Below are 13,202 nucleotides of genomic sequence, written 5' to 3'. Positions count from 1 at the left end.
ATCATGAAATACATCTTTGGCATATTATTCACCCTGGTTATCCTATTCGTCGCCACCTATTTTCTATTGGGGCTCTGGGGTATCCATTTCCTGGATGCTGAAAATTTCGGCAAAATCCTATGGACAACAGGAATTTTAACGTTAACATCTATTATTTTGGTATGCTTCGTCATCCTACCTTTTTTTGGCTCGGGCAAAAACGGGAAATATGAAGATAAGGGAAAAGTCGCTCAGCGAAAAATAGATTAATATTTCGGGACATAATAAGATAGTGTTAAATTTGAATAAACTATTTGCGTATTTAAGTAAATTGTTATTCAATATTATCCAAAATGACGTAATGATGTCATTTAAATTCCAAAAGAACTTTCAGTTTTAAATATCAAATAGTTAAATTTGTGAGATTAGCATACAAATCAGATATAAGATAATATATAAACATGTCAGATAAAGCATCTATAAATTTAGACGGCACTTCTTATGACCTTCCGGTCATTGTCGGTACTGAAAATGAAAAAGCAGTTGATATTTCCAAATTAAGAGATCTAAGTGGATTTATTACGTTAGACCCGGGATACAAAAACACGGGTGCAACAAAAAGTGCGATTACTTTCCTTGACGGTGAAACAGGTATATTGAGATATAGAGGATATCCAATTGAGCAATTGGCAGAGAAATCGACTTTCCTGGAAGTTGCTTATTTACTTATCTATGGAGAGCTTCCTAAAAAAGAGGTATTGGAAAAATTCAGAGCTGACATTAAAAAGCAAATGATGATTCACGAAGACATGAAAAATTTCTTCGCTGGATTTCCTTCCAAATCCCACCCAATGGGCCAACTTTCTTGTTTAGTAGGCGCCTTATCTGCATTTTACCCTGAATCTTTAAATCCAAACCTAACAGACGAAGAAGAAGATCAAACGATCATCAATCTTTTGGCCAAAATGCCAACGATCGTTTCCTGGATTCAAAAGAAATCACTAGGTCATCCGGTCGTTTATCCTAAAAATAACTTAGGTTACATAGATAACTTCTTAAACATGTTATTCGGCGAGGTTAACGACGAAAAAACATTCGATCCTGTTGTGATTGATGCCATGCACAAATTGCTTATTTTACATGCTGATCACGAACAAAACTGTTCTACATCAACAGTTCGTATCGTAGGTTCATCTAATGCCAACCTTTATGCATCTGTTGCCTCGGGTATCAATGCCTTGTGGGGCCCGTTGCATGGCGGTGCTAACCAAGCCGTAATTGAAATGCTTGAAGCGATCAAAAATGATGGTGGTGATGCAGAAAAATACCTTGCAAAAGCAAAAGACAAAAATGACCCGTTCCGTTTAATGGGATTCGGTCACCGTGTATACAAAAACTTCGATCCACGTGCTAAAATCATCAAAAAAGCATGTGATGATATTTTAGAGAAATTAGGCGTTCAGGATCCCGTATTGGACATCGCCAAAAAACTTGAAGAAGCTGCATTAAATGATCAATACTTTATCGATAGAAAGCTTTATCCAAACGTCGATTTCTATTCAGGTATTATCTACCGTGCATTAGGCTTTAAAGCAGATATGTTTACCGTGTTATTTGCGTTGGGTCGTCTTCCGGGATGGATCGCACAATGGAAAGAAATGCGTGAAAACAAAGAGCCAATCGGCCGTCCAAGACAAGTGTATGTTGGACATACAGAACGTAATTACGTTGAGTTCTCAAATCGTTAATTCGATTTATCAGCATAAAAAAAGCATCCCTAGGGATGCTTTTTTTATGCTGATAAGGCTTACTCAAGCAAAATCTTCATACTCAAATCTAAATACTGATATCTTGAATATGTCACGATAATCTACTTGTTTAGTATATTTTAATTTTTCCCTATCGAAATTCCCTGTTTTTCGTTAAGTTTGCGTATTCATTGGTCGCTTATTAAAAATCATTATAAATAAGACTTGATAGATACAATACTACATATCTTGGTTCCAATTGCTATTTTCACCTTTATAGCAGCATTTACCTTATTTGCAGTATATGCCGAGCGTAAGATTGCGGGATTTGTCCAAGATCGTCTCGGACCAATGGAAACCGGAAAATATGGTAGCCTACAGACGATAGCGGATATCCTTAAATTACTTCAAAAAGAATTAATAACACCCACATTAGCCGACAAAATTCTCTTTAGAATTGCCCCAATCATTATTTTTGTGGCTGTTTTCACCGGGTTTTCGGTCATTCCTTGGGCCAAAGATTTTATTCCGGCGAATACTCATACCGGATTATTCTTTATTATGGCCATCATCTCCATTGACGCATTGGGGATTTTGATGGCTGGCTGGGGATCGAACAACAAATATTCCCTACTGGGGTCCATGCGTGCAATCGCCCAAATGGTTTCCTATGAAATACCCGTTGGACTCTCCCTGATTACCGTCGTGATGTTAACACAGACTTTAAATCTCAACGAAATCGCAATCGGCCAAGGCATTCTGACCAACGGAAGTATCAAATTTTTAGGTTTTTGGGAAGTGAATGAGATAGGCGGCATTTTCGCCTGGAATATTTTTCAGGCCCCCCACTTAATTGTAACCTATATCATATTCTTTATCGCAACACTTGCCGAATGTAACCGGGCACCATTCGATATTCCCGAAGCGGAATCTGAATTGGTTGGTGGTTTCCATACGGAATATGGCGGGATACAATTTGCCTTTATCTTCCTGGCCGAATATGCCATGATGTTTTTGGTGGCTATGTTGGGTGTAGTCCTGTTTCTGGGTGGCTGGAATACACCGCTCCCTAATATCGGCGCAGTACGATTGGCAGACTGGACAACAGGCCTTGTCTGGGGAATCTTTTGGACCTTGGCCAAATCCTTATTTATCGTCGGCGTACAAATGTGGATCCGGTGGACCTTACCCCGATTACGTGCAGATCAATTGATGAGCTTATGCTGGAAGGTATTGACCCCGTTAGCTTTTGTTTGCATGGCCATTTCCGCCATTTGGAGAATTTTAATTATAGCATAAGATATGATATTTAAAACGGCTTCCCACGCATTTCGTACAGCAATCAAAGGACTATCTTTGACTGTGAAGCACTTGTTTGGCGCTCGGCGTTCGCGTCAGGAATTGAATATCAAAAACGATAATTATTTTGACCATCAGGAGGGCATTGTCACCGTACAATACCCCGCTGAAAAAATGCCTATTCCCGAAGTTGCCCGTTATCAATTGCAAGTGGATATTGACGATTGCATCGTATGTGATCTCTGTGCCAAAGCATGTCCGGTAGATTGCATTGAAATTGAGGCGATCAAATCGCCGGAAGCGATCGGAAAAACTTCAGACGGTAGTGTCAAACGGTTATATCCGGCCAAATTCAATATTGATATGGCCAAATGTATGTACTGTGGCCTATGTACTGTTGTCTGCCCTACCGAATGTATTGTCATGACCAACGAATATGATCGCAGCTCGCAGAAGTTGACCGATCTGATCTACGGATTTTCGGACATGACCGATGAACAAGTTGCGCAGCGCAAAGCCGAATGGACGCAGTTTCAAGCTGAAAAGGAGGCAGCAAAGCAAAAATAAGAACATGGAAATTATTTTATTTTATGCCTTCGCTGTACTGGCAATCGGATCTGCGCTACTATTGGTCAATCTTAAAAATATAGCCCGCGCCCTATTTTTATTTTTTATTGTTCTCTTTGCAATGGCAGGTCTTTACCTCTTTGCCTTAGCCGATTTTGTCGCCATTACACAGATCATGGTCTATGTGGGGGGTGTATTAATTCTGATGTTATTTGCCTTTATGCTTTCCAACAAAGAACTTCTGAAAGATCTTCAGGACAGCAGTGGCTCTTTTCTCAGTATGCCGCGATGGCAGGCCATTGTATTAACCTTAGGTTTTCTGACCCTCATGATTTTCGGAATACGGGAATGGCAGCAGTCACCGCCGACATGGATTCAGCAGGCTAGGGAAAATAATACCGAGATTATTTCAACAGATAATAATATTCAACAAATCGGATTACGATTTATGACCTTCTATGTATTGCCATTTGAAGTCATATCAGTTTTTTTGATGATGGCACTTATCGGAGCATCGCATTTATCCAGAAAGGAGCGCAATAGATGATCACACTAACACATTTTTTGGTTGTTAGTGCCTGCATATTCTGTATTGGCCTTTATACCGTGCTTTCAAAGAAAAATGCCATTATGATCTTAGTAGGTATTGAACTGATGATTAATGCAGCTATTCTAAACTTTGTAGCTTTTGGTAAATACGATAAAGTGAGTTATGGCGGACAGATTTTTGCCTTATTCGCCATTGTCCTTGCTGCTGCTGCGGTTGCAGTTGGATTAGCATTGGTCCTGAATGTCTATAGACACTATAAAACCATCAATCCGGATGAAATAAAAGAATTAAAAGATAAGTAAGAATTGGATCCAGTTGCCCACATATCACCCATATACACAGCGCTGTTTGCAGTAGCCGCACCATTTATTGCCTTTTTATATCAAGCGATGGCTGGCAAACGTGATCAGTCAGGGACCATCTCCCTGATCGCCATTGCATGTAGTTTTATATCCGGTGGATTCACCTGGCTGGCCATTTGGAATCATCCGATTGCGTCTGCTGAGATCAACTGGTTCACCATTGGTGCTTCTACTTTTAAGGTAGGCATCCTATTGAACAACCTAAGCGTACTTATGCTATTGCTGGTTCCCACAGTCGCCCTTCCTGTACATATCTATTCGAGAGCCTATATGAAAGGAGACCCAGGCATCCATCGTTACTGGATGTACCTTAGTCTCTTCTGTTTTGCGATGCTCGGACTGGTGATTATGGATAGCCTGTTGCTCATGTATATTTTTTGGGAATTGGTTGGTTTTGCCTCCTACCTCCTAATTGGTTTCTGGTTTACACGCGAAACGGCCGTACAGGCCAACAAGAAAGCATTTATAGTGAATCGCATCGGAGACCTCGGTTTTCTGATTGGTTTAGCAATCATATTTACGCAATTTAAAACGCTCAATCTAATTGACCTTTTTGGTGAAACCGGATTGATCTATCAGTCTGCTGTCACCAATGGACAATGGGTCTCTCCGGTGAACAGTATGGATCAGATTTGGCTCACAATAGCAGGACTGGCATTTTTCCTTGCGGCAATGGCTAAATCAGCTCAATTCCCGTTACATGTATGGCTGCCAGATGCCATGGAAGGGCCAACATCGGTATCTTCGTTGATCCATGCCGCCACCATGGTCGCAGCAGGTGTATTTTTGTTGGCAACCGTATTTCCATTATTCAACGAAAGTGCATTGTTATTTATCGCGATCATCGGTACAATTACCGCCGCATCCGCAGCCTATTTTGCATTAGGTCAATACGACATTAAGCGCATCCTGGCCTTTTCAACCATCTCACAATTGGGCTTTATGATGGTCGGAATCGGTATTGGAACCTGGGATGCTGCGCTATTCCATTTGGTAACGCATGCCTTCTTTAAATGCTTATTATTCCTGTCTGCGGGAGCCATTATCCATGAGATGGCACACCTCAAAACACATAGCCAACTTGATTTTGACCCGCAGGATCTTCGAAATATGGGCGGACTAAAAAAGTACATGCCCAAAACCTTTATCCTGATGAGTGTCGCATCACTGGCACTTGCGGGGTTTCCACTCACATCAGGTTACCTTTCCAAAGATAGTATCGTGATATCTTCCTTTGAATGGGCTTTATCAAAAGGTGGTTTTTACCTCATTATACCTGTTAGTCTTATCATCATCAGTATACTGACCGCATTTTACATTGGTCGCTTAATCTTTAAGGCCTTTTTAGGTAATTTTCGAATCATGGATCAGGTCAAGGACAAATTACATGGTGATCCCCTGCACGAGGCCTCAAAAACCATGTTGATTCCAATGGCCATATTAGGGCTATGCTGTCTATTCCCTCTATTTTCACTCAATCCTATTTCCTATCACGACTCCTGGTTGATGGATGGCCTTCTATCGGATGAATATACGTTTGCACCAAGTCACAGTGCACACTTGATTATTCCATTGATCTTATTGATCGGTTCGGTCATCAGTTGGATAATAGGTTGGAAATGGTACGTACAACAAACCTATCCACTTAACACCAATAGTCTGGCTCTGAAAGCGGCGTTCAACCAAGGCTATATCAATGAATTCTATCAATGGATCTTTGTTGATGGCACACTGAAACTAGCGAAGTTCTGTTACTGGTTTGACCGTTATGTTGTGGATTCACTAGTTGCTTTTATTCAGTTTATCGTCCTATCCCTCTCCAGATTGAGCGTGTGGATAGACAAATATATTGTAGACGGTTTTGTCAATGCTGTTGCTTCTGTTGCCTACTGGACCGGCAACCAGGTTCGCCTGGTACAGAACGGCAAATTACAGACTGCATTGTATTCCGTTTTTCTATTCGTTTTACTTGGTTTAATTTATCTCATATTTTTCTAGGAAATGCCTATTTTATCCTTACTGATATTTTTACCGCTTCTGGCGACGGCGTTTATCCTCGCCCTACCAACACGATACAAATCGAGTTACAAATATATTGCCTTAGCTTTTACGGCAGTACAATTTGTACTCGCCGGCATATGCTATGCACATTTTGACGCCAGCAAGACCGGCGTACAAGATCTGGCAGGATGCCAATTTGTTGAACAACTTGCATGGATTCGCTTGGACTTGGGCTCCATCGGAAAATTAGAGATAGATTACCTGATCGGGATAGATGGTATTTCCATGCCATTACTGCTGCTCAGCGCTTTCGTGATGTTGATGGCAATCGGTGCCTCCTGGAATATACAGAAAAGCCCCAAAGGATACTTCGCCTTACTTATGGTCCTCAACATGGCTGTAATGGGCATCTTTTGTGCTTTGGATTTCTTCCTGTTCTATTTATTCTACGAGGTCATGCTCCTACCGTTATACTTTTTAATCGGTATCTGGGGCGGGGCTAGGCGTGAATATGCTGCGATAAAATTCTTTCTTTATACCCTTTTTGGTTCGGTATTTATGTTATTAATCATTGTAGGTTTATATTTTTCGGTTATCAACCCCGAAACTGGGGCACATACCTTCAATATGATCTACATGATGAATCCACAGAATTATTTAGGAGATTCAATCTTCGCTTGGGATGGCTATCAGGAAATATTGGGTGTTTCGGCCAGATTAGTTGGCTTTGTGGTGCTCTTTTTCGCTTTTGCGATCAAAGTGCCTATCGTACCGTTGCATACCTGGTTACCTGACGCACACGTCGAGGCACCGACACCGGTATCCATTATCCTAGCAGGTATCCTATTGAAAATAGGTGGCTATGGCATTATCCGTATTTGCTATAGTATCTTCCCGGACATGGCCGCGCTATCCAATTGGTGGCTTGGACTGATCGGCGTCATCTCCATTATCTATGGCGCATTAAATGCCTTGGCACAAAAAGATTTAAAACGGATGATTGCCTATTCATCGGTATCCCATATGGGCTTTGTATTGCTTGGTATAGCCTCATTGACAGCCGAAGGTATTTCAGGCGCCATGTTCCAAATGATTTCCCATGGTTTTCTTTCGGCGGCACTTTTCTTTCTTGTTGGTGTGGTTTATGACCGTGTACATGATCGAAACATCTATAGTTTCCGAGGATTAGCTCAGCTTATGCCCAAGTATACAGGCTATGTTGCCATTGCTTTCTTTGCTTCATTGGGCCTCCCTGGCTTCTCTGCATTTATCGGCGAAGCATTTGTTATCATCGGTTCGTTCAACGCAGCTAGTGTAGGCACTGGGCTCCCCCGTTGGATGGCCTTAGCAGGCTCTATCGGTATCCTCTTGAGTGCAGCCTATCTGTTATGGACACTGCAACGGATGTTTTTTGGAGAGATCAGACTCAAAGGAGGGGAATCTTGGGCCAATGAACTGACCGATATCAATAGCCGTGAACAGCTGATTCTATTTCCAACCTTGGCTCTTGCTCTTTTACTGGGTATTATGCCATCCTTGGTATTCAGCAACCTCAATGCAAGTGTATTGAATCTGGTCAGCTTTATCCAACAATTTATTTAATCCAGCATGCTCGCATTCAGTCCATATATCAGTTCATTTATTGATCAAATTATCGGTAGTATTCCCTATTTCAAACCGGAATTAACACTGATCATTACTTTTATAGGTACTATTATCGCCAGTCTTTTCGTTGATAAATATTGGGACAAAGCATCTTTCGCCGTTACGATAGCTGGATTATTGTTGAGTGGTTGTTACCTATTGGGACAAGGATTAAGCCATGTGGAGATGGTTGGATTCTTCGACATGATTCACATTGATACATTCGCAACATCGGCACGGCTGATTATCCTGCTTTCAACCCTGCTCATTACAATTTTTATTCAGCAGCGTCATCAACATGATCGACCTCTGGGAGATTTGTATGCCGTGCTCTTAACGGCGACCTTAGGGTTGAATCTTTTGACCATGTCGAGCAATTGGCTAATGATCTTCATCGCAGTAGAAACCGTATCCATCAGTTCCTATATTATGGTCGGTTATTTTTCGTCCACCAAAGCACAGTCCGAAGCAGCGATGAAATATGTACTCTTTGGATCGACCTGCGCTGCGGTTATGCTCTATGGCTTATCCTTGCTATACGGTTTCACGGGAAACTTAAATTTTGATGCGCCAAGTCATATTGCGGGTCTGATGGAGGCTCCGCAGCTAATGATTAACATTGCCCTCCTTTTTCTGCTGACTGGTATTGGTTTTAAACTGAGTTTCTTTCCTTTTCACGTCTGGAGTCCCGATGTTTACCAGGGAGCACCAACAGTGATCACCACCTACCTGGCGACTGTACCGAAAATTGCCGTTGTAGTACTTCTTTCTAAGCTACTTGCAGCCTGGCTTGCTGTATCTTTTTATTTCAGCGATTTTCTGGCTTACGCGATCATCATCATTGCCATTGCAACCATGCTGATCGGTAATCTGGCAGCCCTGCGTCAACAAGATGCCAAGCGGATGATGGCCTATTCTTCTATCGGTCATACGGGCATATTGTTGATGGCGGTATTGGTCTATCAAAATAATGAATCGAATGTCTTACTATTCTATTTATCAATTTATGCCCTGATGAATATCGCTGTCTTTATCTTTATTGATAGTTTGGAAGTCAGCTTGGGCAGCACTTCCATTGACGCTTACAAAGGATTGGGCAAGCAATCTCCCGTATTGTTCACCGCTTTTTCTTTAGTGCTGATCGCTTTGATCGGTTTGCCTCCCACCGCTGGATTTGTCGGTAAGCTCCTGATATTTTCAAAGGTATTCGAACAGTATCAAAGCTTCCAATCCTTTGCCTTGCTTGCTTTATTAATCGTGGGAGCCCTAACCTCGGTGATTTCCCTATTTTATTACTTTAAGATTCCATTGAACGCATTCTTAAAAGACAGTGTGGATCCATATACTGGCAAATCCAATCCTTTGCTGCTCGGTATTGGCTTGCTGTGCACCCTTTTGGTGATCTTGCTCGGACTGTTCCCGGACACCTTGCTTTCTATTTTTTAAAATCGTCACCGCTCTTTCTTCAATAGTGTGATCCATCCCTAATTTTACTGTGTTTATACAGCGCTTGTAATTAAGGATAACTCCATAATATATTTTATATTTGTACCATGATTAGTGCAATAGCAAATCCCATTTTTCAACGTGCTATCCAGGATTACCACGTATACGATCAGATTGATCATCCAATCCAGAATCCGTATGACAAACAATCCCTAGAACATCTCCTGTACTTAAAGTGCTGGATTGACACCGTACAATGGCACATGGAAGATGTTGTACGTAATCCTGCCATCGATCCCAAGGACGGATTATATTGGAAACGGCGCATCGATGAGTCTAACCAGTACCGCACGGATACGGTCGAATATATAGACAGCTACTTTTTGCAGAAATATCAAGATATCGAAGCATTGCCTTCAGCAAAGATCAATACCGAAAGTCCGGCTTGGGCCATCGACAGGTTGTCCATCCTCGCTTTAAAAATCTATCATATGGAGCAAGAAACGCTCCGTTCAGATGCCACAGAAGTGCATATCTCTGCCTGTCAGAACAAATTGAACATCTTGCTGGAGCAACGTATGGATCTTTCACAAAGTATCGACGAATTATTGACGGCTATAGAATCGGGTGAAAAATACATGAAAGTCTATAAGCAGATGAAAATGTATAACGACCCCGAACTGAACCCTGTACTTTATACATCCGGAAAATAAAGACATGCCATTGCCGCAGCGAATTATAGTAACCCGGTTTTCGGCCATGGGCGATGTCGCCATGGTAGCTTCTGTATTGAAAGAATTTTGCCAGCAGTACCCTACGGTAGAGATTATCATGGTGAGCCGTCAATTTTTTGCCCCATTTTTTGAGGGCATAAAGAATGTCAGGTTCCATTCCTTTGAGCCGAAGACAATTCATAAAGGTTTTTTTGGACTGGTCCGGTTAAAAAAGGAACTGGCACAATATGGTGCAGACGCTGTAGCAGATTTACACTACAATTTACGCTCACGCGTACTTGCGGTGTTATTTTCGCTTGCTGGCATGAGGGTCAGACAACTGGACAAAGGCCGTGCAGAAAAAAAAGCTCTTACACGGAAGGAACATAAGGTTAAGCATCAACTGAAATTGACTGTTGAACGTTATGCCGATGTCTTTCGTGCGCTGGGGTTCCACGTTGAGCTTAGTCATAGATTGGCGCTTAATTTGCAGGATGTCCCCAAAGTAGCATTCAGCATGTTCGGTAATTTTGATCGCAAAAAAATTGGCATCGCCCCTTTTGCACAACATCGCTATAAAATCCTTTCACAGGTAAAGATGGAACAGATCATGGACTACCTGACACATCATGGATATGATGTATTGCTCTTTGGAGGCGGTAAGGAAGAATTTCAAATTGCACAAAACTGGACTGAACGTTTTCCAAACACCTATAATACGATTGGAAAATTTACGTTGCGGGAAGAACTGGATATCATATCCAATCTGGACCTGATGATCAGTATGGATTCGTCTGGGTTGCATATGGCTTCATTGATGGGCGTAAGATGCCTATCACTATGGGGGGCAACACATCCGTACGCAGGATTTACCGGGTATGGGCAACAAGCGGAGGACTGTATCCAAGTGGAGCATCCCAACCGCCCTAGCTCCGTGTATGGCAACAAACCTTGCGATTGTGACGGTACAGAAGCAATTGATTTAATTACACCGGAAATGGTGATCGAAAAAATAACAGCGATAAGATGAAGATAGGATTTGATGCAAAACGTTTTTTTAACAACGCATCAGGCTTGGGCAATTACAGCCGGGATCTGATACGCATTTTATCAAAGTTTGCTCCGCAAAATGACTATATCCTCTATACGCCCAGTACATCTATCGAACGCTATGCGAATCTCGTCAGTCCTGAACAGATTAAGAAACCACAGGGATATATCAACCAAAATTTCCCCAATCTCTGGCGAACCAAAAGAATAGTTTCGGATTTGAAAAGAGATCAGATCGATATTTTTCATGGTCTTTCTGGAGAAATTCCTGTCGATCTAACTTCTGCCAAAATTAAATCGCTAGTGAGTATGCACGATTTGATTTTCATGCGTTACCCTTCGTTATACCATCCGATTGACCGTTGGATCTATAAAAAGAAATTCGCGCATGCCTGTCGTCGGGCAGATAAAATTATTGCGATCAGTAAACAGACTAAAAATGATATTGTTGAATTTTTCGATATCCCGCCTGAAAAGATAGCTATCATCTATCAAGGCTGCCACGAGGCGTTTAAAATAGAAAAGACGGCCATTGAAAAGGAAGCCTTGAAAAAACGCTTAGGCTTACCCGATGAGTTCCTGTTGAATGTAGGAACGATAGAAGAACGGAAAAATGCACTTTCCATTGTCAAGGCAATAGAAAATATTGACATACCTTTAGTCATAGTGGGAAAAAGCACCAAATATCAACTTCAGCTTAAAGAGTTTATCAGCAAGCATCAAATGGAGCATAGGGTCTATTTTCTTAGTGGTTTGGACATGCAAGAGCTTTCTATTTTATATTCCTCAGCGCTCGCATTCATCTACCCTTCTATTTATGAAGGATTTGGTATCCCCATTATTGAAGCGTTGTATTCAGGCACCCCTGTAATTACTACAGATTCAGGAGTTTTTCCAGAAGCAGGAGGCCCATTTTCGCAATATGTATCACCACATGACATTGAAAATATCCGCCATACAGTCAAAACGGTTATTGAGGATTCTATGCTCCGCCAAGACATGCGTATCAAAGGTCTGGATTATGTTCAAAAGTTTAATGATGAGCATTTGGCCAGTCAGTGGGCAGAGCAATACCTTATACTTTAATTTTCAGCCTTTACGACGGGAATGACTTTTTGCAGTTTCTTCCAGTGTTTAGAGCGATCCCCATAGATAAGGATCTTCCCCAATTTATACTTAAATTTCATGATGCCTTTGTAATCATCGGTATAAATGCGGTACGAGACCTCCGGATTACGCGCAATAACATTATTGATTGCCAGCGAATAAACAGTCGGACCAGTCATCGAATGCACATCGTGCGGAAATCTATTGTTTTCAATATTTTCAACAATGAGTTTGATGGTTTCTTCCAGAAAGGGGTGTCCCTTGTCAAAAATAAGCGCCCATTGCGCAAAATATTGTTGCCACTTTTTCTCCCGCGCCACTACAGCGACATCATCTGTTCGAATTACCTGATCTAATTTACCCGTAATGTCACTATCAAGATCCAAATATATACCGCCTCTAATGTACAAGATCGCATACCTAAAAAAGTCAGCCTTTGCAGCACCTATTTGAAGCCGTGAATAAGCACGATAAGTGCGTTCGTCAAAAGACTCCTTAACAAACGCATCCACCTGAGCATCATCAAAAAACTCTCTACGGTAACCTTTATTTTTTCTTAAAAATCGCCAGATATAAAATTTGGTCAATAAAGGAATTTTATTTGTCTTGAAAGTCTGGTATATAACTTTTGGAATAGCCACTTACTATATTGAATTTAAACACGTAAATAACGCTAATATAACGTCATAAAAAATAATTTGCTATTACTTTTCGTGCAAAAATAATCATATATAAT

General features: G+C 41.3%; 13 protein-coding genes. 12 read left to right on the top strand and 1 reads right to left on the bottom strand.

The genetic code is table 11. The features are described from left to right. The first annotated feature begins 3 nt into the window (after window positions 1–3). From DCO56_RS17730 to DCO56_RS17675, 12 genes are all read left to right on the top strand, one after another. Window positions 4–249, top strand: a complete 246-nt coding sequence (locus DCO56_RS17730; RefSeq protein WP_108635061.1) for a hypothetical protein — start codon at window positions 4–6, stop codon at window positions 247–249. Between the two features lie 191 nt (window positions 250–440). Further along, window positions 441–1,727, top strand: a complete 1,287-nt coding sequence (locus DCO56_RS17725) for a citrate synthase (protein ID WP_108635060.1) — start codon at window positions 441–443, stop codon at window positions 1,725–1,727. Window positions 1,728–1,952: 225 nt separating this feature from the next. After that, on the top strand, window positions 1,953–3,026 hold the full coding sequence (gene nuoH, locus DCO56_RS17720; protein ID WP_108635059.1) for an NADH-quinone oxidoreductase subunit NuoH: 1,074 nt from the start codon (window positions 1,953–1,955) through the stop codon (window positions 3,024–3,026). Window positions 3,027–3,029: 3 nt separating this feature from the next. After that, the gene (locus DCO56_RS17715) at window positions 3,030–3,593 is read left to right on the top strand and encodes a NuoI/complex I 23 kDa subunit family protein (protein WP_104383959.1); all 564 of its coding nucleotides are present in this window, start codon (window positions 3,030–3,032) and stop codon (window positions 3,591–3,593) included. A gap of 4 nt (window positions 3,594–3,597) precedes the next feature. Beyond that, a complete protein-coding gene (locus DCO56_RS17710) occupies window positions 3,598–4,140 on the top strand; it encodes an NADH-quinone oxidoreductase subunit J family protein (RefSeq protein ID WP_108635058.1) in 543 nt (180 codons plus the stop codon). Beyond that, the gene (nuoK, locus tag DCO56_RS17705) at window positions 4,137–4,445 is read left to right on the top strand and encodes an NADH-quinone oxidoreductase subunit NuoK (protein WP_108635057.1); all 309 of its coding nucleotides are present in this window, start codon (window positions 4,137–4,139) and stop codon (window positions 4,443–4,445) included. Before DCO56_RS17710 ends, nuoK begins: the two co-directional genes overlap by 4 nt. Before the next feature lie 3 nt (window positions 4,446–4,448). Beyond that, window positions 4,449–6,503, top strand: coding sequence for an NADH-quinone oxidoreductase subunit 5 family protein (locus tag DCO56_RS17700; RefSeq protein WP_108635056.1), 2,055 nt, complete (start codon window positions 4,449–4,451; stop codon window positions 6,501–6,503). A 3-nt stretch (window positions 6,504–6,506) separates the two neighbouring features. Further along, window positions 6,507–8,108, top strand: coding sequence for a complex I subunit 4 family protein (locus tag DCO56_RS17695; protein ID WP_108635055.1), 1,602 nt, complete (start codon window positions 6,507–6,509; stop codon window positions 8,106–8,108). A 6-nt stretch (window positions 8,109–8,114) separates the two neighbouring features. Next, window positions 8,115–9,596, top strand: a complete 1,482-nt coding sequence (locus tag DCO56_RS17690) for an NADH-quinone oxidoreductase subunit N (RefSeq protein WP_108635054.1) — start codon at window positions 8,115–8,117, stop codon at window positions 9,594–9,596. Between the two features lie 107 nt (window positions 9,597–9,703). Further along, on the top strand, window positions 9,704–10,309 hold the full coding sequence (locus tag DCO56_RS17685; RefSeq protein WP_108635053.1) for a DUF4254 domain-containing protein: 606 nt from the start codon (window positions 9,704–9,706) through the stop codon (window positions 10,307–10,309). A 4-nt stretch (window positions 10,310–10,313) separates the two neighbouring features. Next, window positions 10,314–11,339 carry a glycosyltransferase family 9 protein gene (locus tag DCO56_RS17680; protein ID WP_108635052.1) on the top strand — a complete coding sequence of 342 codons (1,026 nt, stop codon included), beginning with the start codon at window positions 10,314–10,316 and terminating at the stop codon, window positions 11,337–11,339. Further along, entirely contained in the window at window positions 11,336–12,445 is a 1,110-nt protein-coding gene (locus DCO56_RS17675) for a glycosyltransferase family 4 protein (RefSeq protein ID WP_108635051.1), read from the top strand. Before DCO56_RS17680 ends, DCO56_RS17675 begins: the two co-directional genes overlap by 4 nt. On the opposite strand, the gene DCO56_RS17670 is transcribed toward DCO56_RS17675, so the two are convergent. Beyond that, window positions 12,442–13,053 carry a glycosyltransferase family 32 protein gene (locus DCO56_RS17670; RefSeq protein WP_241254849.1) on the bottom strand — a complete coding sequence of 204 codons (612 nt, stop codon included), beginning with the start codon at window positions 13,051–13,053 and terminating at the stop codon, window positions 12,442–12,444. The two genes, DCO56_RS17675 and DCO56_RS17670, sit on opposite strands and share 4 nt — an antisense overlap. Window positions 13,054–13,202: the final 149 nt, after the last annotated feature.

The sequence above is a fragment of the Sphingobacterium athyrii genome (assembly GCF_003071065.1).
Classification (GTDB): Bacteria; Bacteroidota; Bacteroidia; order Sphingobacteriales; family Sphingobacteriaceae; genus Sphingobacterium; species Sphingobacterium athyrii.
Note: the sequence above shows the minus strand (reverse complement) of the source record. Positions and strands in the feature narration are given on the sequence as shown.

Excerpts from the sequence above, each read along its gene's own strand:
- DCO56_RS17730 (WP_108635061.1), top strand. The coding sequence starts at position 4 with ATGAAATACATCTTTGGCATATTATTCACCCTGGTTATCCTATTCGTC.
- DCO56_RS17725 (WP_108635060.1), top strand. The coding sequence starts at position 441 with ATGTCAGATAAAGCATCTATAAATTTAGACGGCACTTCTTATGACCTT.
- DCO56_RS17715 (WP_104383959.1), top strand. The coding sequence starts at position 3,030 with ATGATATTTAAAACGGCTTCCCACGCATTTCGTACAGCAATCAAAGGA.
- DCO56_RS17710 (WP_108635058.1), top strand. The coding sequence starts at position 3,598 with ATGGAAATTATTTTATTTTATGCCTTCGCTGTACTGGCAATCGGATCT.
- nuoK (WP_108635057.1), top strand. The coding sequence starts at position 4,137 with ATGATCACACTAACACATTTTTTGGTTGTTAGTGCCTGCATATTCTGT.
- DCO56_RS17695 (WP_108635055.1), top strand. The coding sequence starts at position 6,507 with ATGCCTATTTTATCCTTACTGATATTTTTACCGCTTCTGGCGACGGCG.
- DCO56_RS17690 (WP_108635054.1), top strand. The coding sequence starts at position 8,115 with ATGCTCGCATTCAGTCCATATATCAGTTCATTTATTGATCAAATTATC.
- DCO56_RS17685 (WP_108635053.1), top strand. The coding sequence starts at position 9,704 with ATGATTAGTGCAATAGCAAATCCCATTTTTCAACGTGCTATCCAGGAT.
- DCO56_RS17680 (WP_108635052.1), top strand. The coding sequence starts at position 10,314 with ATGCCATTGCCGCAGCGAATTATAGTAACCCGGTTTTCGGCCATGGGC.
- DCO56_RS17675 (WP_108635051.1), top strand. The coding sequence starts at position 11,336 with ATGAAGATAGGATTTGATGCAAAACGTTTTTTTAACAACGCATCAGGC.